This window comes from Streptomyces sp. NPDC001717 (assembly GCF_042892775.1).
Taxonomy (GTDB): Bacteria; Actinomycetota; Actinomycetes; order Streptomycetales; family Streptomycetaceae; genus Streptomyces.
In genome coordinates, this window is sequence record NZ_JBIAUK010000001.1 from 1 (window position 1) to 25,325 (window position 25,325).

Annotated in this window: 24 protein-coding genes and 1 tRNA gene; 14 read left to right on the plus strand and 11 right to left on the minus strand. The window is 71.4% G+C overall.

All coding sequences use genetic code 11. The features are described 5' to 3' along the window. Positions 1–275: 275 nt before the first annotated feature. Together ACFYZL_RS00005 and ACFYZL_RS00010 are read right to left on the minus strand one after the other, a co-directional pair. Complete coding sequence (locus ACFYZL_RS00005) at positions 276–1,352, minus strand: NlpC/P60 family protein (RefSeq protein ID WP_384757949.1); 1,077 nt, start codon at positions 1,350–1,352, stop codon at positions 276–278. Positions 1,353–1,540: 188 nt separating this feature from the next. Then, positions 1,541–2,380, minus strand: a complete 840-nt coding sequence (locus ACFYZL_RS00010) for a class I SAM-dependent methyltransferase (protein WP_384757951.1) — start codon at positions 2,378–2,380, stop codon at positions 1,541–1,543. Between the two features lie 221 nt (positions 2,381–2,601). Here ACFYZL_RS00010 and mshA point away from each other — a divergent pair, with 221 nt between their 5' ends. Both mshA and ACFYZL_RS00020 read left to right on the plus strand, forming a co-directional pair. Further along, a complete protein-coding gene (gene mshA, locus ACFYZL_RS00015; RefSeq protein ID WP_388674764.1) occupies positions 2,602–3,984 on the plus strand; it encodes a D-inositol-3-phosphate glycosyltransferase in 1,383 nt (460 codons plus the stop codon). Further along, positions 3,977–4,474 (plus strand): YbjN domain-containing protein, encoded by a 498-nt coding sequence (locus ACFYZL_RS00020; protein ID WP_384757958.1) that lies wholly within the window; start codon positions 3,977–3,979, stop codon positions 4,472–4,474. The genes mshA and ACFYZL_RS00020 overlap by 8 nt, the downstream gene beginning before the upstream one ends. A 32-nt stretch (positions 4,475–4,506) precedes the next feature. On the opposite strand, the gene ACFYZL_RS00025 is transcribed toward ACFYZL_RS00020, so the two are convergent. After that, positions 4,507–5,943, minus strand: a complete 1,437-nt coding sequence (locus ACFYZL_RS00025; RefSeq protein ID WP_388674767.1) for an MDR family MFS transporter — start codon at positions 5,941–5,943, stop codon at positions 4,507–4,509. A 152-nt stretch (positions 5,944–6,095) separates the two neighbouring features. Between ACFYZL_RS00025 and ACFYZL_RS00030 the strand changes: the two genes are divergently transcribed. After that, a complete protein-coding gene (locus ACFYZL_RS00030; RefSeq protein ID WP_384757964.1) occupies positions 6,096–6,854 on the plus strand; it encodes a phosphoglyceromutase in 759 nt (252 codons plus the stop codon). Positions 6,855–7,018: 164 nt separating this feature from the next. Beyond that, on the plus strand, positions 7,019–7,393 hold the full coding sequence (locus ACFYZL_RS00035; RefSeq protein ID WP_384757967.1) for a hypothetical protein: 375 nt from the start codon (positions 7,019–7,021) through the stop codon (positions 7,391–7,393). 88 nt (positions 7,394–7,481) lie between these two features. Here ACFYZL_RS00035 and ACFYZL_RS00040 read toward each other — a convergent pair whose 3' ends face one another. Both ACFYZL_RS00040 and phoU read right to left on the minus strand, forming a co-directional pair. Further along, positions 7,482–7,631, minus strand: coding sequence for a hypothetical protein (locus tag ACFYZL_RS00040; protein WP_384752936.1), 150 nt, complete (start codon positions 7,629–7,631; stop codon positions 7,482–7,484). A gap of 213 nt (positions 7,632–7,844) precedes the next feature. Next, positions 7,845–8,522: a phosphate signaling complex protein PhoU gene (phoU, locus tag ACFYZL_RS00045; protein WP_384586347.1), complete on the minus strand. Its 678-nt coding sequence runs from the start codon at positions 8,520–8,522 to the stop codon at positions 7,845–7,847. 226 nt (positions 8,523–8,748) lie between these two features. On the opposite strand from phoU, the gene ACFYZL_RS00050 reads away from it, so the two are divergent. Together ACFYZL_RS00050 and ACFYZL_RS00055 are read left to right on the plus strand one after the other, a co-directional pair. Next, positions 8,749–9,948 carry a sensor histidine kinase gene (locus ACFYZL_RS00050; RefSeq protein WP_384586349.1) on the plus strand — a complete coding sequence of 400 codons (1,200 nt, stop codon included), beginning with the start codon at positions 8,749–8,751 and terminating at the stop codon, positions 9,946–9,948. A gap of 52 nt (positions 9,949–10,000) precedes the next feature. Further along, complete coding sequence (locus ACFYZL_RS00055; protein WP_007265514.1) at positions 10,001–10,681, plus strand: response regulator transcription factor; 681 nt, start codon at positions 10,001–10,003, stop codon at positions 10,679–10,681. A 97-nt stretch (positions 10,682–10,778) separates the two neighbouring features. Here the strand turns inward: ACFYZL_RS00055 and ACFYZL_RS00060 are convergent, their stop codons facing one another. After that, positions 10,779–11,453: a DUF461 domain-containing protein gene (locus tag ACFYZL_RS00060; RefSeq protein WP_384752941.1), complete on the minus strand. Its 675-nt coding sequence runs from the start codon at positions 11,451–11,453 to the stop codon at positions 10,779–10,781. 728 nt (positions 11,454–12,181) lie between these two features. Between ACFYZL_RS00060 and ACFYZL_RS00065 the strand changes: the two genes are divergently transcribed. The 6 genes from ACFYZL_RS00065 to ACFYZL_RS00090 all read left to right on the plus strand — a co-directional run bounded on the left by ACFYZL_RS00065 (position 12,182) and on the right by ACFYZL_RS00090 (position 18,445). Continuing rightward, on the plus strand, positions 12,182–12,664 hold the full coding sequence (locus ACFYZL_RS00065) for a CarD family transcriptional regulator (RefSeq protein WP_003953493.1): 483 nt from the start codon (positions 12,182–12,184) through the stop codon (positions 12,662–12,664). A 308-nt stretch (positions 12,665–12,972) separates the two neighbouring features. Continuing rightward, positions 12,973–13,719, plus strand: coding sequence for a 2-C-methyl-D-erythritol 4-phosphate cytidylyltransferase (ispD, locus tag ACFYZL_RS00070; RefSeq protein WP_384752942.1), 747 nt, complete (start codon positions 12,973–12,975; stop codon positions 13,717–13,719). Next, complete coding sequence (gene ispF / locus ACFYZL_RS00075; RefSeq protein WP_384752945.1) at positions 13,709–14,206, plus strand: 2-C-methyl-D-erythritol 2,4-cyclodiphosphate synthase; 498 nt, start codon at positions 13,709–13,711, stop codon at positions 14,204–14,206. The genes ispD and ispF overlap by 11 nt, the downstream gene beginning before the upstream one ends. A 94-nt stretch (positions 14,207–14,300) precedes the next feature. After that, positions 14,301–15,701, plus strand: a complete 1,401-nt coding sequence (gene cysS, locus ACFYZL_RS00080; protein WP_384752948.1) for a cysteine--tRNA ligase — start codon at positions 14,301–14,303, stop codon at positions 15,699–15,701. A 94-nt stretch (positions 15,702–15,795) separates the two neighbouring features. Beyond that, positions 15,796–16,767 carry a 23S rRNA (guanosine(2251)-2'-O)-methyltransferase RlmB gene (gene rlmB / locus ACFYZL_RS00085; RefSeq protein ID WP_384752951.1) on the plus strand — a complete coding sequence of 324 codons (972 nt, stop codon included), beginning with the start codon at positions 15,796–15,798 and terminating at the stop codon, positions 16,765–16,767. Between the two features lie 145 nt (positions 16,768–16,912). Next, positions 16,913–18,445 carry a DoxX family membrane protein gene (locus tag ACFYZL_RS00090; RefSeq protein WP_388674776.1) on the plus strand — a complete coding sequence of 511 codons (1,533 nt, stop codon included), beginning with the start codon at positions 16,913–16,915 and terminating at the stop codon, positions 18,443–18,445. A 177-nt stretch (positions 18,446–18,622) separates the two neighbouring features. Here ACFYZL_RS00090 and ACFYZL_RS00095 read toward each other — a convergent pair whose 3' ends face one another. From ACFYZL_RS00095 to ACFYZL_RS00105, 3 genes are all read right to left on the minus strand, one after another. After that, positions 18,623–19,381 (minus strand): NDP-sugar synthase, encoded by a 759-nt coding sequence (locus ACFYZL_RS00095; RefSeq protein ID WP_384752957.1) that lies wholly within the window; start codon positions 19,379–19,381, stop codon positions 18,623–18,625. 28 nt (positions 19,382–19,409) lie between these two features. Continuing rightward, a complete protein-coding gene (locus tag ACFYZL_RS00100) occupies positions 19,410–19,823 on the minus strand; it encodes a hypothetical protein (RefSeq protein WP_384752960.1) in 414 nt (137 codons plus the stop codon). Between the two features lie 165 nt (positions 19,824–19,988). After that, on the minus strand, positions 19,989–21,077 hold the full coding sequence (locus ACFYZL_RS00105; RefSeq protein WP_388674781.1) for an ABC transporter ATP-binding protein: 1,089 nt from the start codon (positions 21,075–21,077) through the stop codon (positions 19,989–19,991). A 186-nt stretch (positions 21,078–21,263) separates the two neighbouring features. Between ACFYZL_RS00105 and ACFYZL_RS00110 the strand changes: the two genes are divergently transcribed. Next, a complete protein-coding gene (locus ACFYZL_RS00110) occupies positions 21,264–21,944 on the plus strand; it encodes a hypothetical protein (RefSeq protein WP_388674784.1) in 681 nt (226 codons plus the stop codon). A gap of 246 nt (positions 21,945–22,190) precedes the next feature. Here the strand turns inward: ACFYZL_RS00110 and ACFYZL_RS00115 are convergent, their stop codons facing one another. Beyond that, positions 22,191–23,573, minus strand: a complete 1,383-nt coding sequence (locus ACFYZL_RS00115; protein ID WP_388674787.1) for an RNA-guided endonuclease InsQ/TnpB family protein — start codon at positions 23,571–23,573, stop codon at positions 22,191–22,193. 162 nt (positions 23,574–23,735) lie between these two features. Here ACFYZL_RS00115 and ACFYZL_RS00120 point away from each other — a divergent pair. Continuing rightward, a tRNA-Thr gene (locus ACFYZL_RS00120) sits at positions 23,736–23,811 on the plus strand. 85 nt (positions 23,812–23,896) lie between these two features. Here ACFYZL_RS00120 and ACFYZL_RS00125 read toward each other — a convergent pair. Next, positions 23,897–25,279, minus strand: coding sequence for an NAD(P)/FAD-dependent oxidoreductase (locus ACFYZL_RS00125; RefSeq protein ID WP_388674790.1), 1,383 nt, complete (start codon positions 25,277–25,279; stop codon positions 23,897–23,899). Positions 25,280–25,325: the final 46 nt, after the last annotated feature.

Sequence of the window (25,325 nt, forward strand, 5' to 3'; positions counted from 1 at the left end):
CCCCTACCCGCCCTTCCACCGTTCCCCGGGCTCCGCCCGGACCCGTCCTGGGGCTCCGCCCCAGACCCCGCGCCTCAAACGCCGGCGAGGCTGGATGGCCCTGCGGCCGGCAGGGGAAAATCCAGCCCCGCCGGCGTTTGAGGCGCGGGCGCGGAGCGCCGTGGGGGTGACGGGCGGCCCCCGGCGGGCAGGGGCGGACGGCGGGCTGGAGCTGCCTGCCCGCAGGGCACCGCACCCGGCAGGGCGCCCGGCAAGGGCACCCGGCAAGGCGAGGGCTACGCGTCGGGTCGGACCACGGCCTTGATCGGCATCGAGCCCGCGCCCGCGATCGTGATGTTGCGGCCCGGCCGCGGGGCGTGGACCATCGCGCCGTCGCCGATGTACATCGCGACGTGGCTCGCGTCGTCGAAGTAGATGATCAGGTCACCGGGCCGCATGTCCTTCAGCGGAACCTTCGGCAGCAGCCGCAACTGCTCCTGCGAGGTCCGCGGGATGCCCTTGCCCGCCGCCCGCCAGGCCTGGGAGGTGAGCCCCGAGCAGTCGTACGAGCCCGGGCCCTCGGCGCCCCAGAGGTACGGCTTGCCGATCTGCGCGGTGGCGAACTGCACGGCCCGCTTGCCCGCCTCCGTCGCCGTGCCGTTGATGTCCTTCAGCGCGCCCGTCGACAGCCACGCCGTCTGCGCCTTGTACTGCGCCTCCTGTTCGAGCTGGATCAGCCGGGCCTTCTCCTCGGCCTTCAGCTTGCTCTCCAGCTCCTCCGCCGCCTTGATCTTCCCCTCGATCTCCTTCTTGGCGGTTTCCTGCTTGACCCGGTTCTCCTCCAGGACGGCCCAGCGCGCGCTCGCGTCCGCGGCGTACCGCTTCAAGTCGTTCTGCGTGCTGTCCAGTTCGGAGAGCATGCTGGAGGTGGCCTTCTCGCCCTGCCGCAACCGGCCCGCCCCGTCGAGGAACTGCGTCGGGCTCCCGCTCAAGGCCAGCTGCGCACCCGGCGGCAGGCCGCCCGAGCGGTACTGGGCGCGGGCGGCGGCGCCCGCGCGGCTCTTGAGGGTGTCGATCTTCGACTGCCCGGCCACGATCAGGTTGGCGAGCTCGACGATCTTCGCGGACTGGGCCTTGGTCTCGGCCTCGGCCTGGTTGTAGGCGTCGGTGGCGGCGCCCGCCTGGTGGTAGAGGTCCTCGATCTCCTTGTGGACCTGCTCCAGGGACTTGGCCCCCGGCTCCGGTGCGGGCGCGGCCGGCGCGGCCGGTGCCGCGTGCGCCATTCCCGTCGCAAGACCGGGCGCGGTCAGTATCGCCATCGCGCACAGCAGTGCGAGAGTGCTCGCGCCACGCCGTTGCCTCACGACCCCCATGGTCCCCCCAGACTCCATAACTGACTATCCATCAGTAACTTGTCATCGCCTTCGGGATGGTGTCACGAGTCGCTGAATTCCAACACCCTTGTGGATGTCCGGCCGGATCGGGCCGAATTCATTTGAGCCTCCCCACCCCTGACGACTCAACGGGCCACCCGGATCACCGGTTCCCCGGCCCGCCGTATTCACCCCACCGGGCGCAAGGCCTCCCAGCGCACCGTCAGTTCCCCCTGCCGCCACCGCCCCGGACCGTCCGCCAGCGGCCAGTCGACGGCCAGGTCCCGCGCCGTCCTGATCCAGCGCTGCCGCGCGCCGTAGGAGGCGTACGGGGCCGCCGCCGCCCACGCCCGGTCGAAGTCGCGCAGGAAGGAGTGCACCGGCTCGCCCGGCACGTTCCGGTGGATCAGCGCCTTCGGCAGCCGCTCCGCCAGGTCCGAGGGCCGCTCCAGGGAGCCCAGCCGGGTCGCGAACGTCACCGTGCGCGGACCCTCCGGGCCCAGCGCCACCCACACGTGCCGCCGCCCGATCTCGTCGCAGGTGCCCTCCACCAGCAGCCCGTCGGGAGCCAGCCGCGCGCACAGCCGCGCCCAGACCTCCGCGACCTGCTCCTCGTCGTACTGGCGCAGCACGTTCGCCGCGCGGATCAGCGCCGGGCGTTCCCCGCCGTCCAGCGGCACCTCGAAGCCGCCGTGCCGGAAGGTCAGCCCCTCCCGCTCGTACGGCTTCGCGCCCGCGACCCGCGCCGGCTCGATCTCGATGCCGACCACCCGCACCCGCGGCGCCGCCTCCCGCAGCCGCGCCAACAGCTCGACCGCCGTCCACGGCGCGGCCCCGTACCCCAGGTCGACGGCGACCGGCGCGTCCGCCCGCCGCAGTGCCGCCCCGTGCGCGGCCGCCATCCAGCGGTCCATTCGGCGCAGGCGGTTCGGATTGGTCGTCCCGCGCGTCACCGTGCCCACGGGGCGGCCGGGCTTCCGGCCGGAGCCATGGCTGGGCGAGGGGGACGGGGTGTTGCGGGAGGCCATGAGCCGAGGTTAAGCGGAGCGCCCTCGCGGCGGGAAAACCGGTCCTCGGCACAGGAGCGGCATGCCCTCCGCAAGAAAATCGCGGATTCCCCGGCCATCCCGGAATGCGCGGGACCGCCATCCGGGTTGCACTCCTTGGAGGGCGCCTCGTGCGCTCCCGTCAGCATGCCCGCCAGCCGATCAGTCCGAGCGTCGTCGTCCGAGCGAGAGGAACTGCTCCCTTGAGCCAGTACGTGTCCCGCATCGGCGGAAGTATCGGCGGCCGCCTCGCGGCCCGCGCGGGCCGCCACGAGCCGCCGCGGCTGCGCCTGCCGGCCGCCGTCGGAGGCCACCGCAAGCCGCGCCGCGTCGCCATGCTCAGCGTGCACACCTCACCGCTGCACCAGCCCGGGACCGGCGACGCGGGCGGGATGAACGTCTACATCGTCGAGCTGGCCCGCCGCCTCGCCACCATCAACATCGAGGTCGAGATCTTCACCCGGGCCACCACCGGCGGGCTGCCGCCCGTGGTCGAGCTGGCCCCCGGGGTCCTCGTACGGCACGTGGACGCGGGCCCCTACGAGGGCCTCGCCAAGGAGGAGCTCCCGGCCCAGCTGTGCGCCTTCACCCACGGCGTGATGCAGGCCTGGGCCGGGCACCGCCCCGGCTACTACGACCTCGTCCACTCCCACTACTGGCTCTCCGGCCACGTCGGCTGGCTCGCCGCCGAGCGCTGGGGCGTGCCGCTCGTGCACGCCATGCACACCATGGCGAAGGTCAAGAACGCCGCGCTCGCCGAGGGCGACACTCCCGAGCCCGCCGCCCGCGTCATAGGCGAGACCCAGATCGTGGCCGCCGCCGACCGCCTCATCGCGAACACCGCCGAAGAGGCCGACGAGCTCGTACGGCACTACGAGGCCGACCCCGCCAAGGTGGCCGTCGTCCACCCCGGCGTGAACCTCGACCGCTTCACCGTCGGCGACGGCCGCGCCGCCGCCCGGGCCCGCCTCGGCTTGCCGCAGGACGCGGTCATCCCGCTCTTCGCCGGCCGGATCCAGCCCCTGAAGGCCCCCGACATACTGCTGAGGGCCGTGGCCGTCCTGGTCGACCAGGACCCCTCGCTGCGCCGCCGCCTCTTCGTCCCCGTCGTCGGCGGACCGAGCGGGAGCGGCCTGGCGAAACCGGAGGGGCTGCAGAAGCTCGCCGCCAAGCTGGGCATCGCCGACCTCGTGCACTTCCACCCGCCCGTCGCCCAGGACGGCCTCGCGGACTGGTTCCGGGCCGCGTCCGTGCTGGTCATGCCCTCCTACAACGAGTCCTTCGGGCTCGTCGCGATAGAGGCCCAGGCCACCGGCACCCCGGTGCTCGCCGCCGCGGTCGGCGGGCTGCCCGTCGCCGTCGACGACGGGGTCACCGGCGTCCTCGTACCCGGCCACGACCCGGTGGACTGGGCGCGGCAGCTGCGGCGCTTCGTCGACGAGCCGGCGCTCACCGACCGGCTGGGCGGACAGGCCGCCCGGCACGCGCAGTTCTTCGGCTGGGACACGGCCGCGAGCGCCACGGCCGACGTGTACACGGCGGCGATGCACGATCACCGCCGTCGCGTACGCTCCCACCATGGCTGACACCGCCGAGATCACCGCGATCGTCGAGAGCGCCCTGACCGGCGCGGAGCTGAGCTGGGAGAGCCCCGAGCCGGGCTCGTACGTCGTCCAGCTCCCCGGCACCCGCAAGCTGAGCACGACCTGCTCGCTGCGGGTCGGCCGGCACTCCCTGTCGGTCAACGCCTTCGTGATCCGCCACCCCGACGAGAACGAGGCGGGCGTCCACCGCTGGCTGCTGGAGCGCAACCTCAAGCTGTACGGGCTGAGCTACGCGGTGGACCGGCTCGGGGACGTCTACCTCACGGGCCGGCTGCCGCTGTCGGTGGTGAACCCGGAGGACCTCGACCGCCTGCTGGGCACCGTCCTGGAGGCGGCCGACGGAGCCTTCAACACCCTGCTGGAGCTGGGTTTCGCGAGTGCGATCCGCCGCGAGTACGAGTGGCGCGTCTCCCGCGGCGAACCGACCTTCAACCTCGACGCCTTCAAGCACCTGACGCAGCCGACGCCCTGACGCGTCCCGCCACGGCCCGCCGGGCACCCGGCCTACGCCTCGGCGGTGGCCGGCAGCGACGCGGACCCCGGCGAGGCGGAGGCCGCGGGTCCGGCCCCGGGCTCGGCACCGACCCCGGGCCTGGACCCGGCATCGGCCGTGGTCACCGGCCCGGCCACCGCCGGGAGGTCGGCCCCGGCGGGGCGGGACGCGTCGGCTGCCACGGGGGCGGCTGTCGCCGGGGCGGCGGCCACGGTGACCTCCCCGCCCCGGTCCGTCCCGGGAACGCCCGGCAGGTTGCGCATCAGCAGCCAGTACCCGAGCCCCGCGACCGTGCCCAGGACCGCGGTCGTGCCCCACAGCCACTGCGCCCCGAACCGGTCGATGACCCGCCCGGCCAGCAGCGGCGCGACCAGCGAGGCAACCGCCCAGGACAGCGTGTACATGCCCTGGTAGCGGCCTCGTGCGTGCACCGGCGACAGCTGCACGACCAGGCCCATCTGGGTCGGCGAGTTGACGATCTCGGCCAGCGTCCACACGCACACCGTCAGCGCGAGCGCCCCGACGGACCCGCCGAAGGCCGTCAGCCCGAACCCGTATCCCGCCAGCAGGGCGGAGACCACCAGCAGCTTCTGCGGGTCCCGGTGCTCGATGAACCGCGTCACCGGGAGCTGGAGCAGCACGATCATCACGCCGTTCACGGCGATGACCAGGCCGTAGTCGCCGGTGGAGAAGCCCGCGGTGCCCATCGCCAGCGGCAGGCCGAACGAGCCCTGCATGAAGATCAGCGAGATCAGGAACGACAGCCCCACGACCCCCATGAACCGCGCGTCGCGCAGCACCGTGCCCAGCCCGACCTCGGGTTCCGCGGCCGCCGCGGCCGCGTCGTCCTTCTCGGGACGCGACTCGGGCAGCTTCAGGTAGACCAGGAGCGCGCAGACCAGCGTCAGCGCCGCCTCGCCCAGGAAGCCGGCGAGGTAGCTGTACTCCGCGATGAAACCGGCGACGGTCGAGGAGACGGCGAAGCCGAGGTTGATCGCCCAGTAGTTCAGCGCGAACGCGCGCACCCGGTCCTCGGGCCGCACGATGTCGGCCATCATCGCCTGCACCGCCGGCCTGGACGCGTTCGAGGCCATGCCGACCAGCAGGGCCACCGCGGCGATGGCCGCCGGGTGCTCCATGAAGCCCAGCACCGCCACGGACAGGGCGGTCGACACGTTGGCGGCCAGCATCGTCGGCCGCCGGCCGAGCCGGTCGGTCATCACACCGGCGACGAGGGACGAAATCACCCCGCCGAGACCGTGGAGGGCGACCACAAGTCCCGCGAAGGAGGCCGAGTAGCCCCTGTCCAGGGTCAGGTACAAGGCCATGAAGGTGGCGACGAAGGCCCCGAGCCGGTTGACCAGGGTGCTCGCCCACAGCCACCAGAACTCCCTCGGCAGACCCGACACGCTCTCCCGGGCGGCCCGTCTGACGCTGGCAACGGACATAAGGAATCCCCCCGGGAAAGTAAGTGCCGCTTGGCCTCGACGCACATTACGAGCGGGGGTCTGCGGGCGCCACTCAATTGACGCGGACCGTCAATCGGGGGCCGCCGCACGGGGCGAGCGGGCGCCCTCGAACGTCCATTAGGCTCGTACGCATGGCCGACGCACCGTACAAGCTGATCCTCCTCCGCCACGGCGAGAGCGAGTGGAACGCGAAGAACCTGTTCACCGGCTGGGTGGACGTCAATCTCAACGAGAAGGGCGAGAAGGAGGCGGTCCGGGGCGGTGAGCTGCTCAAGGACGCCGGTCTGCTCCCCGACGTGGTCCACACCTCGCTCCAGAAGCGCGCGATCCGCACCTCCCAGCTCGCGCTGGAGGCCGCCGACCGCCACTGGATCCCGGTCCACCGCTCCTGGCGCCTGAACGAGCGCCACTACGGCGCCCTCCAGGGCAAGGACAAGGCCCAGACCCTCGCCGAGTTCGGCGAGGAGCAGTTCATGCTGTGGCGCCGCTCCTACGACACCCCGCCGCCGGCCCTCGAGGACGGTACGGAGTTCTCGCAGTCCGGGGACCCGCGCTACGCGTCGATCCCGCCGGAGCTGCGCCCGCGCACGGAGTGCCTCAAGGACGTCGTCGTCCGCATGCTCCCGTACTGGTACGACTCGATCGTCCCGGACCTGCTCGACGGCCACACCGTCCTGGTCGCCGCGCACGGCAACTCGCTGCGCGCCCTGGTCAAGCACCTCGACGGCATCTCCGACGCCGACATCGCGGGCCTGAACATCCCGACCGGCATCCCGCTCTCCTACGAGCTCGACGCCGACTTCAAGCCCCTCAACCCGGGCGGCACCTACCTCGACCCGCAGGCCGCCGCGGCCGCCATCGAGGCCGTCAAGAACCAGGGCAAGAAGTAACCCACAGCCGTGAACGAGCCCCCGACCTGCGGTTTCACCCGCGGGTCGGGGGCTTGACGCACGTGGGTGCGGTACAGGGCCGGACGAGGGGGATCGGTGGAGCCGAACGGGCGACGGCGGCGCGGAAGCGGTGACCGGCGGCCGAATCCCGGCGTTTCCCCGGCATGAAGATCAATCGATTCTCCGCGGTCGGCGCCCTCGCCGGCGTCGTCCTGCTCGCCGGTGGCGCCCCCGCGGCGCAGGCCGACCCGCTGCTCGACCTCATCGACAACCTCAACATCTCGGACCTCAACGTCTCGCGGGTCCTGAGCAACCCGGCGGTCGTCGTCAACAACGGCGGTACGACCACCCTCACGCAGGCCGAGCCGCTCCTGGCGTCGCTCGCGGCCCCCGTCGCCGCCCCCGCCGCCCCCGCCGCCGCCCCGGCCGCGCCGGCCACCCCGGGCGTCGCCCCCGTCGCCCCGGCCGCCCCGAAGCGGACCATCCAGGCCGCCCCCGTCCTGCCGGGTGGTGCCGCACGCATCGACGTCGCCCCGTAGCCGCGGTCGCTCCTTCGACCTCCGAAAGCGCGAGGGCCCCGTCCGTGGAAACGGACGGGGCCCTCGCGCGCGTACGCACGGGCGGCGGTCAGCCGCCGCACTGGCAGGGGGCGCCGGACTGGCAGCCGCAGCCGCAGCCGGAGCCGCAGCCGCAGGCCGCCAGGAGAGGGAGCCGCTGCGGCTCCGGCTTCGGCGGCTGCTCCTGCTCCGGGGTGATGGGGACGGGGGAATCGGGCATGGATCCTCCTCGCTGGCGACGAACGGGATGTCGTGTGCCTTCGCCTCATTCATGCCCAGCCACACCGGCGCGTCAACGGCGCATTGGCGCAGGGGCGCGAGTACCCCCGGCGCGGACCGGGCGCCGGTCGGACGCCGGCCGAGCGCCGGTCGGGACCCTCTCCGGACCCCCGCCGGCCCCCCGCCGGAGCCCGTCGGAGCCCGAAGGACTCCGTCAGACGCCGTCGACGATCGTCGGCTGCTGGAGTTCGTCCGCGTGCTCGCCCGTCACCAGGTAGACCACGCGCTTGGCCACCGACACCGCGTGGTCCGCGAACCGCTCGTAGTAGCGGCCCAGCAGGGTCACGTCCACCGCCGTCTCGATGCCGTGCTTCCAGCGGTCGTCCATCAGGTGCTGGAAGAGCGTGCGGTGCAGCTGGTCCATCTCGTCGTCGTCCTGCTCCAGCTGGAGCGCCAGGTCGACGTCCTTCGTGATGATGACCTCGGCCGCCTTCGCCATCAGGCGCTGCGCCAGCTGACCCATCTCCAGGATCGTGGCGTGCAGGTCCCGCGGCACCGCCGAGTCCGGGAAGCGCAGCCGCGCGAGCTTCGCGACGTGCTGGGCCAGGTCGCCGCTGCGCTCCAGGTCGGCGCTCATGCGCAGCGAGGTCACGACGATGCGCAGGTCGGTGGCGACCGGCTGCTGGCGGGCCAGCAGGGCGATGGCGCGCGCCTCCAGGTCGTGCTGGAGGTCGTCGACCTTCTGGTCGGACGCGATGACGCTCTCGGCGAGCTTCAGGTCCGCGTCGAGCATGGACGTCGTGGCCCGCCCGATCGCGGAACCGACGAGCCGCGCCATCTCGACCAGGCCTTCTCCGATCGAGTCCAGTTCCTCGTGGTACGCGTCGCGCATGTCTCGTGTCCCTCTCTCGACCTACTGAAACAGCTCTACTGCCGGTGTTCCGGTGCCCGGGAATCCCTGTCCGGGCCCCACGTTTTCACGTTGAACCGCAAACGCGTCCGACTCCGGCATCACAAATGAATCAACCCCGTCGCCAGGGTGAACTCTGGGCGACGACTGTTCGAGGTGCCACCCGAACGGCTGTGGAAGTGTCGTCTGGCCTGCTTAACCTGGATGCATGGACGTGAACGCGGCGGTCGCCGCAGCTGCAGCGATCGCCGGTCTGTGCACCGGCGTGATCGCGATGCTGGCGTTCCGCTGGAGCGAGCGCGACCAGGCCCGCCCCACCCGGAGCTCCATGCGCCCCGACATCAACGCGGTACTGCCGCCCGGTGTGGACACCGTCCTCTCCGTGCTGCGCTCCTCGGCCGTGGTGCTCGACGAGGGCGACGCGGTGGTCAAGGCGAGCTCGGCCGCGTACGCGCTCGGGTTGGTCCGCGGCGGCAAGCTCGCCGTGGAGCCCATGCTGCACATGGCCCGTGACACCCGCCGTGACGGGGAGATACGCCAGGTCGAGCTCGACCTGCCCCGGCGCGGCACCGGTCGCGGCGAGGCCCTCGCCGTCTCGGCACGCGTGGCCCCGCTGGGCTCGCGCCTCGTACTGCTGCTGGTCGAGGACCTCACCGAGGCCCGTCGCATCGAGGCCGTCCGCCGTGACTTCGTCGCCAACGTCTCCCACGAACTGAAGACCCCGGTGGGCGCGATCTCCCTGCTCTCCGAGGCCGTCATGGACGCAGCCGACGACCCCGAGGCGGTCAGCCGCTTCGCGGGCCGCATGCAGATCGAGGCGACCCGGCTGATCAACCTCGTCCAGGAGCTCATCGACCTCTCCCGGGTCCAGAACGACGACCCGCTGGAGGACGCCGAGCCCGTCCGCGTGGACACCCTCGTGGCCGAGGCCATAGACCGCTGCCGCCACACGGCGTCCTCGAAGCAGATCACCATGGCCGCGGGCGGCACCGCCGACCTGCGCGTATGGGGCAACCGCGGCCAGCTCGCGGCAGCCCTCGGAAATCTGGTCGAGAACGCCGTCAACTACAGCCCCGCCCGTACCCGCGTCGGCATAGCCGGACGCAGGGTGACGGCCCCCGGGGGAGACTTGATCGAGATCGCCGTGACCGACCAGGGCATCGGCATCCCGGAGAAGGACCGCGAGCGCATCTTCGAGCGCTTCTACCGCGTGGACCCGGCCCGCTCCCGCGCCACGGGAGGCACCGGCCTCGGCCTTGCGATCGTGAAGCACGTCGCCGCCTCGCACGGCGGGGAGGTGTCGGTATGGAGCTCGGAGGGCCAGGGATCCACCTTCACCCTCAGGCTCCCCGAAGCGGCCGCGCAGTCCCCGGCGCCGGACCGCCAGACCCACCCGACCCCCGCCTGACCCCGACTGCCCCGCAAACCGCTCCAGCCACACCTGCCCCGGAGGACCTTCCGTGACCCGAGTGCTCGTCGTCGAGGATGAGGAATCCTTCAGCGACGCCCTGTCCTACATGCTCCGCAAGGAGGGCTTCGAGGTCGCCATCGCGGCGACCGGGCCCGACGGGCTCGACGAGTTCGAGCGCAACGGCGCCGACCTCGTCCTCCTCGACCTGATGCTCCCCGGCCTGCCGGGTACGGAGGTCTGCCGGCAGCTGCGCGGCCGCTCCAACGTGCCCGTGATCATGGTGACCGCCAAGGACAGCGAGATCGACAAGGTCGTCGGGCTGGAGATAGGAGCCGACGACTACGTCACGAAGCCCTTCTCCTCGCGCGAGCTGGTCGCCCGCATCCGCGCGGTCCTGCGCCGCCGGGGCGAGCCGGAGGAGGTCACCCCGGCCGCCCTGGAGGCCGGCCCGGTCCGCATGGACGTCGACCGCCACGTGGTCACCGTCGCCGGCGCCAAGGTGGACCTCCCGCTGAAGGAGTTCGACCTGCTGGAGATGCTCCTGCGCAACGCGGGCCGCGTGCTGACCCGCATGCAGCTGATCGACCGGGTCTGGGGCGCGGACTACGTCGGCGACACCAAGACCCTCGACGTCCACGTCAAGCGCCTCCGCGCCAAGATCGAACCGGACCCGGGCGCGCCGCGCTACCTGGTCACGGTCCGCGGCCTGGGCTACAAGTTCGAGCCGTAAGCCGACGACGGGCCCTGACGAACGGGAAGGGCCCCGGCCGCATCGTGCGGTCGGGGCCCTTCCCGTTTGCGTACGTGTGGCTACGCGGCTGCGTGCCTCAGTGGCCGGCGGCGTGCGAGGCCGTGCCGGACGGGGTGCCGGACGGCGTGCCCGACGGGGTACCGGAGGGGGTGCCGGACGGCGTGCCCGAGGGGGTGCCCGACGGCGTGCCGGACGGGGTGCCCGACGGGGTGGCGCCGGGGACCGGGAGGGTGCCCGGGACGGCGGTGGGGCCCCAGGCGGCGTACATGCCGGTGGCGGGCACCACGAAGGCGCCGAGCGCGACGTCACCCGTGCGGCTGAGCTGGAAGACGACCCTCTGGTTCTCGCCGAGCTTGGCGGCCTCGGAGCCCTCCTCGATCACGGCGGAGGGGTTGCCCTTGCCGCCGATGACGACGGACCCGCCGGCCGGCACGGTGACCTTGCCGGAGCCCTCGGCACCCTTCAGGGTGACCTTGCCCTTGCCACCCGGGAGGGTGATGGCGTCGAGGGTCTGCTCCGTCTTGCCGGAGTTGAAGACCGTCGCCGAGATGGCGGCCGGGCCCTTCTTCTCCTTGTCGCCCTGGATGATCAGAGCGTTCTGGATCTTGATGACGCCCTTGGTGGTGGCGGCGTTGTCCGGCTTGATCTGGAGGGTCTGCGCGTCCTGGCCGGCGCCGCAGGCGGCCAGCGAGGCGATCGAGAACACGACGGCGGTGGCGGCGAGGGCGCCGCGTCGAAGGCTGCGGCTCACGGCGGCGGCATCTCCTTGGACGTACGGAACGGAAGGGTGGGGCCTCGGAACGGCCGAGGTAAAGCCGCTCTAAGGGTGTGTCAGCGGCCTCAGGTTACCGAGCCGCCACCCTGCCCCCGCACCCGACCCTCCGCAGGGCGACACCCGCCCTCACACGCGTGCCGCGATCTTTCATTCGGCGCGCCGATCATGCGTCGGTCCGAGCGTCGTCCGATGTCCGTCCGATGCCCGCCCGATGTTCCGCCCGATGCCCGTCCGAGGCCCGGCTTGATCCCCCGCTTGATCCACCACTTGATCCCCCGCTTCATCCGGGCTTCATGTGTCGATCACGTGGAGTCCGGTACGGCCTGCGCAAAACCCGGCGCGGCCCCCGGTGATCAAATTCCGAGATTCCTTCGAACGGCACTTCGTGATCAATTCAGGATTGGTCCGGAACCGATCCGTGCGGGCGTCCGCCAGTCGAACGGAGTAGTTCGGTTTCCCGGCTCGCAAACCGGCAAAACGGGACGTACGTCACACTGGCGGCGGCGTCGGAGAGGTGTAGCGTGGCCCTTTCGGCTGGTCCGTACAGCGCCCCCGACCTGCGAATACCCCCTTCCAGAAGCCCTTCGCAGCACGTTCCTGTCGCTGTTGTCAAGCCCCGAGATGTGCCCTGACCTGCGAAAACGCCATTCATAACAGTCAGTTCTCGTGTTACCCTGGATAGCCACGGAAGGGGTACCTGTCACATGACGTTCAAGGTTGGCGACACCGTGGTCTATCCCCATCACGGGGCCGCGCTGATCGAGGCCATTGAGACTCGTCAGATCAAAGGCGTGGACAAGACCTACTTGGTGCTCAAGGTCGCCCAGGGCGACCTGACGGTTCGCGTGCCTGCGGACAATGCAGAGTTCGTCGGTGTTCGCGACGTAGTCGGCCAGGACGGGCTGGACCGGGTCTTCGAGGTGCTCCGCGCACCGTACGCAGAAGAGCCGACGAACTGGTCCCGGCGCTACAAGGCAAATCTGGAGAAGCTCGCTTCTGGCGATGTCATCAAGGTCGCCGAAGTGGTGCGTGACCTGTGGCGTCGTGAGCGTGAGCGCGGGCTTTCCGCGGGCGAGAAGCGCATGCTCGCGAAGGCGCGTCAGATCCTGGTGAGCGAGCTCGCGCTCGCTGAGAACACGAACGAGGACAAGGCCGAGGCCCTCCTCGACGAGGTGCTCGCGTCCTGACGCGAGGCCCGTACATCACGTTTCTTCGAAACTGGGTGTACACAGTTGTGCCGCGGTGCCCGATGACACGGTCTCTCCTCCGCGAGAGACCTGTTGCCGGGCGCTGCGGCATGTCTGTACCCATGCCCTTTTCGATCTACCGTGATCCACGGTGATCCACCGTTTCGGAACCCACCACCTCGATGGCGTGCCGGGTCCGGGCAGCCTGCTCGACCGGTCGTCACGGAAGGGGCGAGGGGCGTCGCACCCGGCACGCTTCAGGCCATACCCATGTCGGCCGAAGTCACAAACCTGGCTCGGAGCTACTGATGTCTGACGAAACGCGCCCCCACCGCACCGCCGCGGTGATCCCGGCCGCCGGTCGGGGCGTACGCCTCGGCCCCGGCGCCCCCAAGGCCCTGCGGGCCCTCGGCGGCACCCCGATGCTCGTCCACGCCGTCCGCGCGATGGCCCGCTCGCGCGCGATCTCCCTCGTGGTGGTCGTCGCCCCGTCCGACGGGGCCGAGGAAGTGCGCCTCCTGCTCGGCGAGCACGCCCTGCCCGAGCGGACCGAGGTCCTGGTCGTCCCCGGCGGGGAGACCCGCCAGGAATCCGTACGGGCCGGCCTGCGCGCGCTGCCCGCGGACATCACCTCCGTCCTCATCCACGACGCGGCCCGTCCGCTCGTCCCCGTCGACACCGTGGACTCCGTCGTCGAGGCCGTGCACCGGGGCGCCGCAGCCGTGGTCCCCGCCCTGCCGCTCGCCGACACCGTCAAGGAGGTCGAGCCCGGCAAGCCCGGCGAGCCCGAGCCGGTCGTCGCCACGCCCGAGCGGGCCCGGCTGCGCGCCGTACAGACCCCGCAGGGCTTCGACGTCGCCACGCTGCAGCGCGCGCACGACGAGATCGCCGTCGCCGGCGAAGGCGCCACCGACGACGCGGGCATGGTCGAGCGGCTCGGCACCACCGTCCTGGTCGTGCCCGGCCACGAAGAAGCCTTCAAGGTCACCCGCCCCCTCGACCTGGTCCTCGCCGAGGCCGTACTCGCCCGCAGGAGGGCCACCGATGTCTACTGACCTGCCGCTGATCCCGCTCGTCGGCATCGGCACCGACGTGCACGCCTTCGAGACCGGCCGCGAGCTGTGGTGCGCCGGTCTGCTGTGGGAGGGCGAGGACGGCCTCGCCGGTCACTCCGACGGGGACGTCGCCGCGCACGCCGCCTGCGACGCGCTCTTCTCCGCCGCCGGCGTCGGCGACCTCGGCGCGCACTTCGGCACCTCCCGCCCCGAGTGGTCCGGGGCCGCGGGCGTCACCCTCCTGGCGGAGGCCGCCCGTATCGTCCGCGCCGAGGGCTACGAGATCGGCAACATCGCGATCCAGGTCATCGGAGTACGTCCGAAGATCGGCAAGCGGCGCGAAGAGGCACAGAAGGCGCTCGCCGCGGCGGCGGGCGCCCCCGTCTCCGTCTCCGGCACCACCACCGACGGACTGGGCCTGACCGGACGCGCCGAAGGGCTCGCCGCCATCGCCACCGCGCTCGTGTACCGGACGAACCGGGCCTGAAAACCACCGGAGACGGCACATCTTCGGCAACAAAGGTGCCCCGGGGCCCCAAAGGGTCGCGGGGCACTGCTATGCGCGCACTACCCTGGATGCCGTGACTATTCGCCTGTACGACACCAGCGCCCGGCAGATCCGCGACTTCGTCCCGCTCACCGAGGGCTGCGTCTCGATCTACCTCTGTGGCGCCACCGTCCAGGCGGCCCCGCACATCGGGCACATCCGGTCGGGCCTCAACTTCGACATGATGCGCCGCTGGTTCGAGTACCGGGGCTACGAGGTCACCTTCATCCGCAACGTCACGGACATCGACGACAAGATCATCGCGAAGTCCGCGGAGCAGCGGCGCCCCTGGTGGTCCATCGGCTACGACAACGAGCGGGCGTTCAACGACGGCTACACCGCCCTCGGCTGCCTGCCGCCCACCTACGAGCCCCGCGCCACCGGCCACGTCACCGAGATGGTCGAGATGATGCGCGGCCTCATCGAGCGCGGCCACGCCTACGAGTCCGAGGGCAACGTCTACTTCGACGTGAAGTCGTTCCCCGGCTACCTCTCGCTCTCCCGCCAGGAGCTCGACAACATCCGCCAGCCGGAGTCGACGGGCGAGACCGGCAAGCGCGACCCGCGCGACTTCGCCATGTGGAAGTCCGTCAAGCCGGGCGAGCCCTCCTGGGAGACCCCCTGGGGCCGCGGCCGTCCCGGCTGGCACCTCGAATGCTCCGCGATGGCGCACAAGTACCTCGGCGAGGCCTTCGACATCCACGGCGGCGGACTCGACCTGATCTTCCCGCACCACGAGAACGAGATCGCCCAGGCCAAGGCCTTCGGCGACGAGTTCGCCAACTACTGGGTCCACAACGCCTGGGTGACCATGTCCGGCGAGAAGATGTCCAAGTCCCTCGGGAACTCGGTCCTCGTCTCCGAGATGGTCAAGCAGTGGCGCCCCATCGTGCTGCGCTACTACCTCGGCACCCCGCACTACCGGTCGATGATCGAGTACAGCGAGGAAGCCCTGCGCGAGGCCGAGTCCGCGTTCGCGCGCATCGAGGGCTTCTACCAGCGCGTCATCGAGAAGGCCGGCTCGCCCGTCGAGCCCGCCGCCGAGGTCCCGCCCGCCTTCGCCGAGGCCATGGACGACGACCTCGGAGTCCCGCAGGCGCTCGCCATCGTCCACACCACCGTCCGCCAGGGCAACAGCGCGCTGGCCGCCGACGACAAGGACGAGGCCATCGCACGCCTCTCCGAGGTGCGGGCCATGCTGGGCGTCCTCGGCCTGGACCCGCTCGACCCGCACTGGGCCGAGGAGACCGACCGCGGCGAGGACCTCCACGGCGCCGTGGACACCCTCGTGCGCCTCGTCCTGGAACAGCGCGAGTCCGCCCGCGCCCGCAAGGACTGGGCCACCGCCGACGCCATCCGCGACCAGCTCCAGCAGTCGGGCCTCGTCATCGAGGACAGCCCGACCGGACCGCGCTGGACACTCGGACCCCGCTGAGCCGGGCAGCTCAGCCTGCTGTGCCGCCCGGCACTCCGGGCGGCACACTCTTCATACGTACATATCGCAGCACCAGACGAAACAGGTAGAAGTCATGGCCGGGAACAGCCAGCGCAGGAACCGCCGCACGTCCAACAAGAAGGGCGCCACGGTCGGCAGCGGTGGCCAGCGGCGCAAGGGCCTGGAGGGCAAGGGCCCCACCCCCAAGGCCGAGGACCGCAAGAAGCACAAGGCCAACCGCATCGCCAACGCCATGGCCCGCCAGGCCGCCAAGCGTCGCCCGGCCCCGCGCCGCGGCGGCCCGAAGGGCACCAGCGAGATGGTCGTCGGCCGCAACCCGGTCTTCGAGGCCCTGCGCGACGGCGTACCCGCCACCACCCTGTACGTCCAGCAGTTCATCGACAACGACGAGCGCGTCCGCGACGCCCTGCGGCTCGCCGGCGAGCGCGGCAACATCAACCTGATGGAAGCCCCGCGCCCCGAGCTCGACCGCATGACCAACGGGCTCAACCACCAGGGCCTGGTCCTGCAGGTCCCGCCGTACGAGTACGCGCACCCCGAGGACCTCACCGACGCCGCCTACGACAACGGCGAGGACCCGCTCATCGTCGCCCTCGACGGCGTCACCGACCCGCGCAACCTCGGCGCGATCGTCCGCTCCGTCTCCGCCTTCGGCGGCCACGGCGTGGTCATCCCCGAGCGCCGCGCCGCCGGCATGACCGCCGGTGCCTGGAAGACCTCCGCCGGCACCGCCGCCCGCACGCCGGTCTCCCGCGTCACCAACCTGACCCGCGCCCTCCAGGAGTACAAGAAGGCCGGCATCACCATCGTCGGTCTCGCCGCCGAGGGCACCCACGAGGTCCAGGACCTGGAGGCGCTCGCCGGCCCGGTCGTCATCGTCGTCGGCTCCGAGGGCAAGGGCCTCGGCCGCCTCGTCGGCGAGAACTGCGACTTCCTCGTCCGCATCCCGATGCCGGGTGGCGCCGAGTCGCTGAACGCCGGTGTCGCCGCGGGCGTCGTCCTCTACGAGGCGGCCCGCCGCCGCGCCACGACGCCGCGCACCTGAGCCGCGCGTTGATCCACTTGGCTCACGCAATGTGACACGTGAGCGTGCCACCCCGCCCGTTTCGGGCGGGGTGGCTTGATCTTGACGGGCCTCGGACACATCCCTGCTGTCAAGGCAGTGTCCTAAACACTGATCACTCGGTTAGATGAGTGTGGACACCAGAACGTCAGGGTTCGACGACCAGCCCGCGCTGAGCATGGTCAAGGTGCCGTGCGACCCCGCACAGGTCATCGTCAACCACGCCAGCTTCCGCGTGCGGCTCGCACCGAGCACGAGCGCGCGTTCCAAGCCCGCGAACGCCCCCTCCCGCGCACCCGTCCTCGGCGGCGCCGTGGTCGCTGCCGCCGGGGCCACCCGCCGCCGGGCCCCCGTCGTCTGGAGCGGCAGGTCGGCCCCCGGCGACTCCGCCGCCATGGGCGGACTCCTCCAGGCCGTACGCGAGGCCGGGCGCGGCCGCGACGAGTACGGCGGCGAGTACGACGGCGGAGCCACCCAGGTCATCCCGCGCATCGACCTCGCCCACGACCTCGCCGACGACACCCTCGCCACGCCGACCGTCATCGGCCAGCGCAGCTACGGCGACCCGGACGAAACCCGCACGATGGCCGCCGTACGGGACCTGCCCTACGAGCCCGCGCACGCCGGAGGAGGCCCCGACCAGGGCACGGAAGGCCGACGCAGCGCCAACGACTCCCGCGGCCAGGCCTCGTACTACCCCGGCCGCCGCATGAACCTCGGCGTCGTCCTGCTCCCACTGCGCTGCTTCCTCGGCTTCATCTCCATCTACGCCGGCATGGGCAAGCTGTGCGACCCCGTCTACTTCGACGGCGGCGAGCGCGGCTCCATGGTCACCTGGCTGCGCACCCTGCACCCCTGGGCCCTTGCCGAGCCGCTGCGCGACTTCGCCCTCGCCCACCCCGTCGGCGCCGGGCTCACCGTGGCCTTCCTCCAGGTCATCGTCGGCGTCCTGACCGTCTTCGGCCTGTGGCAGCGGTTCGCCGCCTGCATCGGCGCGCTGCTCTCCGCCGCGCTCCTGATGACGGTGAGCTGGAAGACCGTCCCCGCCTACGATGCGCCCGACATCATCTACCTCGCCGCCTGGAGCCCGCTGATCATCGCGGGCGCGCCCGTCTACTCCCTCGACGGGCGCCTCGCCGGGGAGGCCTGGCGCACCCTCGGACCCCGTTCCGAGATCTGGCAGCTGCGGCGGCGCGTCCTGCGACGCGGAGCCGTCATGGCCACCGTCGTGTGCGGGCTCACCCTGCTCGTCGGCTCCCTCCTCGGCGGCGCGGTCCGCTCCAGCACCGTGGTCACCGTGCCCGGACCGGGTCAGGCCCCGACCAACTACCTTCCCGGCCAGCCGTTGCCGCAGGCCCCGGCCCGGCAGCAGCCGTCGCAGCAGCAGCCGAAGCCCGGCAAGCCCCAGCCGTCCGCCACGGCCACCGGGCCCTCCGCGAAGCCCGGGGCGAGCGCCACGGGCGGCCCCGCCCGGGAGACCGCCGGAACGGGCTCGCAGTCGCCCAGCGCGACCAAGGGCACCACCGGCAAGTCGACCCCGCGCAGCACCCCCCGCCAGTCGACCTCGCCGAAGGCCCCGGCCGGCACGGGCAGCAGCGCGAACGGCGCGGGCGCGCCCAGCAAGCAGCCGGCCAACCTGATCGGCGGCCTCATCGGCTGAGCCGGGCGGTCGCGTACGAACGAGGGGCCCGGCGCACGGGAGGCGCCGGGCCCTTCCGCGTGCCGCGAAGCCCGTGCCGCGAAGCCCGTGCCGCGTGCCTCGTGCCGGGGCGGGCCGTACCACGGGCCGTAGCGCTCGCCGTCACGGCGGACCGGGTAGAGCGCGTCGTACCGGGCCTCAGGACGCGGTCTGGGCCGCCAACTCCCTTGCCGCCTCGGTCAGGTCCTTCGCGGTGTCGATCGCCCGCCAGTAGGCCCCCTGCGGCAGCGGGAAGCCCGCCAGCCGCCGCTCACGCGCCAGGCGCGGGAACGTCGTCCGCTCGTGGTCCCCCAAGTCGGGCAGCAGCGAGGCGAATTCGGGCCCGAAGACGTACACGCCCGCGTTGACCGGGTACGGCGACGGCGGCGCCTCGATGAAGTCCAGCACCTGACCGAACTCGTTCGTCTCCACCACCCCCCACGGGATCCGCGGCCGGGCCAGTGCCAGGGTCGCCGTCGCGCCGCGCTCCTCGTGGAACGCGGCCATCTCACGCAGCGAGAACCGGGTCCAGATGTCCCCGTTCGTCGCGTACCAGGCCCGGTCCGGGTGCGGCAGCTGCCGGGCCGCGTACTTGAGGCCGCCGCCCCGGCCCAGCGGCTCCTCCTCCACCACCGTCGTCACGCGCAGCGGCAACCGGGCCCCGGCCAGCCACTCCTGGAGCACCTCGGCGAGGTGCCCGCAGGACACCACGGCGTCCGTGACCCCCTCCGAGGCCAGCCAGGCCAGTTGATGGCCGATGATCGGCACCCCCGTCCCCGGGATCTCGACCATCGGCTTCGGCCGGTCGTCCGTGTACGGCCGCAGCCGCGAGCCCTGGCCGCCCGCCAGGACGACTGCCTGGGTGGGGGCGGCGGGCAACGCGGCTGCGGGGGAGGCGGATCGGGGGGTTTCGTTCATGGGGGCCAGCGTAGGGAGGCGGTCCCCCTCAGCCCATGGAGGCGACGCCGGTCGCGTACGCGGTGTCGCAGACGGGCCGGGCGAAGGACTGCGCCTTGGTCGGTCCGTACGCCTCGACGGCGGCCCGCCCCAGCGCCCGCGCGATGCCGACGCAGTGCTCGGCGAGCGACGGCCGCCGGTTCACCTCCTGCTGGAGGTCGGTGAGCACGTCACCGGGCGCCTTGCCCCGCTGCAACTGGCCGACGAGGTCGTCGCGCAGCACCTCGTGCGGGGCGCGCGGCTTCGCGGGGGCGGAGACGCCCTCGGCGGAGGCCGTCAGGATCTGGGAGGAGGAGTTGTCCGCCCAGGGGACCATCGTGACCGCGAGCGTCCCGGACAGGACCAGGACGACGGGCAGGACCAGGGCGAGGGAACGGCCGATTCGGCGGGCAGTGTGGGTCACGAGGGCGAGAGTAGCGCTCGGTGAGGATTTGGCGACATTTAGTCACCCGGTCGGGGGATGGTTCGACGTGGTTTTTCGATTCACGGGTTGACGTGCCGGGGTCGAATGCCACGAAAAGGGGCGCCCCTTGACGGGACGCCCCTCCCTACTCGCTTTGCCGACAGGTCAGTCGGAGAGCCGCTCGCCGGACGAGGTCGAGAACACGTGGATCTCGCCGGGCCGCGGCACCACGTGCAGCGTCGAGCCCTTCTCCGGCACCTGGCGGCCGTTCACGCGCACCACGATGTCCTGCGAGCCCGCGGCGGCAGAGGCGGAGCCGTAGACGTAGCCGTCGGCGCCGAGTTCCTCGACCACGTTCACGACGATGCTGAGACCGCCCTCGGTGCCGATGTCGAAGTGCTCCGGGCGCACGCCGACCGTGACGGTGCGGTCGCCCGCGTCGGCCGCGGCGGACAGCGCCTCGCGCGACACCGGGACGACGCTGTCGCCGAACTTCACGCCGCCGTCGGCGATCGGGACCTCGACCAGGTTCATGGCGGGGGAGCCGATGAAGCCGGCGACGAAGAGGTTCGCGGGGCGGTCGTACATGTTGCGCGGGGTGTCGACCTGCTGCAGCAGACCGTCCTTGAGCACGGCCACCCGGTCGCCCATGGTCATGGCCTCGACCTGGTCGTGCGTCACGTACACGGTCGTGATGCCGAGGTCGCGCTGGAGCGCGGCGATCTGGGTGCGGGTGGACACGCGGAGCTTGGCGTCCAGGTTCGACAGCGGCTCGTCCATGAGGAACACCTGCGGCTTGCGCACGATGGCCCGACCCATGGCGACGCGCTGGCGCTGACCGCCGGAGAGCGCCTTGGGCTTGCGGTCGAGGTACTGGGTCAGGTCGAGCATCTTCGCCGCGTCCTCCACCTTGCGGCGGATGGTGGCCTTGTCCTCGCCGGCGATCTTGAGCGCGAAGCCCATGTTGTCGGCGACGGACATGTGCGGGTAGAGCGCGTAGTTCTGGAACACCATCGCGATGTCCCGGTCCTTGGGCGGCAGGTGCGTGACGTCGCGGTCGCCGATGCGGATGGCACCGCCGTTGACGTCCTCCAGGCCGGCGAGCATGCGCAGCGAGGTGGACTTGCCGCAGCCGGACGGACCGACGAGGACGAGGAACTCGCCGTCCGCGATCTCCAGCTCCAGCTGGTCCACGGCGGGCTTTTCGCCGCCGGGGTAGAGCCGGGTCGCCTTGTCGAAAGTGACAGAAGCCATGGTGATGAATCCCTTCTACCGGCAGGAACGTGCCGGACGATCCGAGTGGAAGGAAGATGGGTCTAGTCCAGTGTGCGGACTCCGCCCGACGCTACCCGCCGAGCCACCCGCTGTCAGCACCCGCCGGGCCGTGACTTCGAACTCTGTGCGATCCGTCGGACGGACGCGGATGCTTGGATGACCCGCATGCCCACCACCCCGCGCCCCCGCGACGTCCACGAACTCATCCGCGTCCTCCCCGACGTCCAGACCCTGCGCGACCGCTGCCGGGCGCTGGCGGCCCTGGAGGTCCTGATGGGCGGCCGGTACGGCCGCTACTTCGACTACGACCCGGCGTGGGCCCCGGGCACCGAGGCCGCACTCATGAACAACGGCTCGGGCGACGAGTACGCCATCCTCTTCACGGCCGACGGGGTCTTCGGTCGCGGCTTCGACCACGAGTCCTGGATGAGCCCCTACACGAACGAGGACACGGAGCTGTGGCCCGGCCTCGTCGACACCCTGCCGGAGGTCTTCCGACCGCTCCTCGACGAGCCCGCCTTCTGCGACGACGGCGTGCAGGTCGCCACGGTCGTCTTCTGGCGGGAGACGGCGGACACGGCCTGGCGGGCGGGCCCGGTGGAACTCCCCGAGGAGGGGGCCGACGGCACCGGCCACCTCTTCCACGTCCTGGCGGCGGGCACCCCGGAGGCTTACGCGGACTGGGCGGCCGCCTACTACGAGCGGGAGCTCGACCTCGACGCGGTCCGGCACGTGTTCGCGCTGCGGCCGCTCACGGAGGCGGTGGTCAAGGCCTTGGCCCCGGAGGCGGAGGCGGGCGCCGTGGCGGGGACGATGGACGGGATCGGTTACCCGTTGGTGCGTTGACGGCGAGGGGACAGAGCGCGTGCCTTTGTCCGGAGACAGGCAGAGCAACGTACTTTTGACCTGTGCCTGGCAAAGCCACCGCTTTTCTCCACGGCACTACCAGGCCTCACTGCACTCACGAGCAGTGCTTCCTGCTTCGACGCCCGCCGCCGGCCCGGCACGACCCTGGGGGGTCGCACCTGGTCGGTCCTACGCAAGCTCCACAGGCATTGCGGCCGACGGCCCGTCGGTCCGTACTGCACATCGCTAGGCCGCCGGCACGAGATCCAGCAGCTCCGAAGCCTTGATCACAGGTGGCGGCACGCGCCCCGGCGGCAGTGCCAGCGCCACCGTCCAGTACAGCCTCATCCCCTCGTCCCGGAGGTTCACGGCCGCGTTCGTGTCGCGGTCGTGAGCCGCCCCGCACTCCGCGCAGGTCCACTCACGGACCGACACATCGAGCTTCGGCCCCTTCGCGTGGCACGCGGAGCAGCGCCGGGTCGACGGGAAGAACCGGTCCACGATCACCAGCGTCCGCCCGTACCACGCGCATTTGTAGCGGAGTTGGCGCAACAGCTCACCCCAGGCCGCGTCGATGATCGACCGGTTCAGCGCGGCCTTGCGGCGACGCCCCTTGCCCGTCGTCCGTCGCAGGAGATTGACGACCGGCAGGTCCTCCACCACGAGCACTTGGTTCTCGCGCACGAGGCGGGTCGTGAACTGGTCCAGCAGATCACGACGGACATCACCGATCGAGGCGTACAGGCGGGCGATCCGCTCCCGCACCTTCCCCCGGTTCTTCGAACCCTTCTTCTTCCGGTGCAGATCTCGCTGAAAGGACGAGAGCTGCTTCTCGTATTTCGCCAGGAGCCGGGGATGGGGGAGCTTCTCCCCGTCGTCCAAGGTCACCAGTGTCGCGAGCCCGAGGTCCAGGCCCACCGCTTTCGGCTCCTGGCTGCCTTGCCGGAACACCTCGGGGAGCGGGACGATCACCTCTTCCACCAGTACGGAGAGGAAGAACCGGCCGGCCCTGTCCCGGGTCACGGTCAGTTTCACCGGCAACTGCCCCGGAGGAAGCACACGCGACCAGCGCACATCCAGCGGGGTCGTCTGCTTGGCGAGCGTAACCGTCGCGGTGCCGGGACGCACCGGCTCCTCGACCCAGCGGAAGCCGGTGCGGACGTAGGTCGCCGAGTCCTTCGACCGGTGCTTGGACTTCCGCTGCGGGTACTTCGCCGAACCTTTGAAGAACCGCGTGACCGCGGAGTCGAGGTGCCGCAGGGCCTGCTGGAGGACGGTCGACGAGGTCTCCTTCAGCCAGGCCGTCTCCGGCACACGTTTCCAGCCGGTCAGGGCCCGGCAGGTTTCGGCGAAGCCGAGCGAGACCTTGTGTTCCTCCCAGGCTTTCACGCGGAGGGCGAGGCCCTCGTTGTAGACCCAGCGGCAGGCGCCGAAGGTCTGCGTGAGCTGGGCCGCCTGGTCGGGGGTCGGATAGAAGCGGAAGCGATAGACGCGTTGCTGCGTGCCCGGCTCTCTGACCAGCCCCTTCAGCGGTGCGGCCTTCCGGGCTTGGTGCTTGGTCCGGTCGCCCACACCGAGGACTTCGCGCTTGATGCGCCGGGCTTCCTCCCCCGTCACTTGGTCCGCCATCGCCCCTCCCACGATCCGATCTTCGGAACGGCACACCAGTCCGTTCAACGAACGTGTGCGTGAGTGGTTACGGGGCTGAGCTCAAACGTGATGGCTTGGCGAATCGGCCGCTGTGTAGAGTGATGGCGGCTCCGCTCACAGTGTGTCTGTGGGTGGGTTTGTGCCGCCTTAGCTCAGTTGGCAGAGCAGTTCACTTGTAATGATCAGGTCGTCGGTTCGATTCCGACAGGCGGCTCCATCCCAGGTCAGAAGCTTGACGACCAAGGGAATTCGTACAGAAACGGAAGGCCCCGGGTGATCACCCGGGGCCTTCCGTCGTCTTGTCAGTGCCGGCCCGAGATGCGGTCGGCCAGGCGGGCCAGGGGGGTTGTCGTCGGGCGGTGGGTGGCCGTTTCGTGGCGGTCCGCCTCGCGGTAGGCGGCGTACAGGGCCTGGACGCCGAGCCAGCGGAAGGGCTCCGGTTCCCAGCGGCGGACGCGGTGGTTCACCCAGGGGAGCGTCGTGAGGGCGGTGGCTTCGCCGAGCACCAGGTCGCGCAGGGTGCGGGCCGCCAGGTTGGCGGTGGCCACGCCCGAGCCGACGTAGCCGCCCGCCCAGCCGAGGCCGGTGGTGGAGTCCAGGGTGACGGTGGCGCACCAGTCGCGGGGGACTCCGAGGACGCCCGACCAGGCGTGGGTGATCTCCGTCCCGGCGAGCTGCGGGAAGAAGGTGGTCAGGAGGGTCGTGAGGGACTCGATGGTGGCGGGCTGGGTGCGGCCGTCGTTGTCGGTGCGCGAGCCGAAGCGGTACGGGACGCCGCGGCCGCCGATCGCGATGCGGTCGTCGGCGGTGCGCTGGGCGTACATGTACGCGTGGGCCATGTCGCCGAGGAGCGGGCTGTCGGCCCAGTTGAGCTGGGACCACACGGAGTCCGGGAGGGGGGCCGTGACGATCATCGAGGAGTTCATCGGGAGCCAGGACCGCTTCTGGCCCTTGAGGGCCGCGGTGAAGCCCTCGGTGCAGCGCAGGACGTACGGGGCGCGGACCGTGCCGTAGGGGGTGACGGCCTTGCGGGCGGAGATCTCCGTGACGGGGGTCGACTCGTGGATGACGACGCCGAGGCGTTCGCAGGCCGTTGCCAGGCCCTTGACCAGCTTGAGGGGGTGGATGCGGGCGCCGTGCGGGGTCCAGCTGGAGCCGACGGCGTCGGCGATGTTGATGCGGCCGCGGGTTTCCGTGGCGTCGTAGAGCTCGCGGTCGGTCTCGCCGAAGGAGAGTTCGGCGGTGTGGAAGGCCTTGAGGCGGCCGAGTTGGGCGGGGGTGCGGGCGACCTCGAGGACGCCGCCGCGGTGGATGTCGGCGTCGATGTTCTCTTTGGCGGTGATGTCGACGACTTCGGTGACCGTGTCGTTCATGGCCTGCTGGAGGCGCTGCGCGGCAGGGCGACCGTGGAGGGCGGCGTACCGGTCGCGGCCCGCGATGCCGTTGTAGAGCCAGCCGCCGTTGCGGCCGGAGGCGCCGTAGCCGCAGAACTTCTGCTCCAGGACGGTGACGCGCAGGTCGGGTGCGGAGGACTTGAGGTAGTAGGCGGTCCACAGGCCGGTGTAGCCGCCGCCGACGATGACGACATCGGCGGTTGCGTTGGTGGTCAGGGGCGGCCGGGGTGGGGTGGTGGAGGCGCTGTGGTCGGTCGCGTACCAGAAGGAAATGCCGCCGTTGATCGTCATGGGGGAGTTGGTACACCCGGTTTCGAGGGGGTGTCCAGGGACGGAT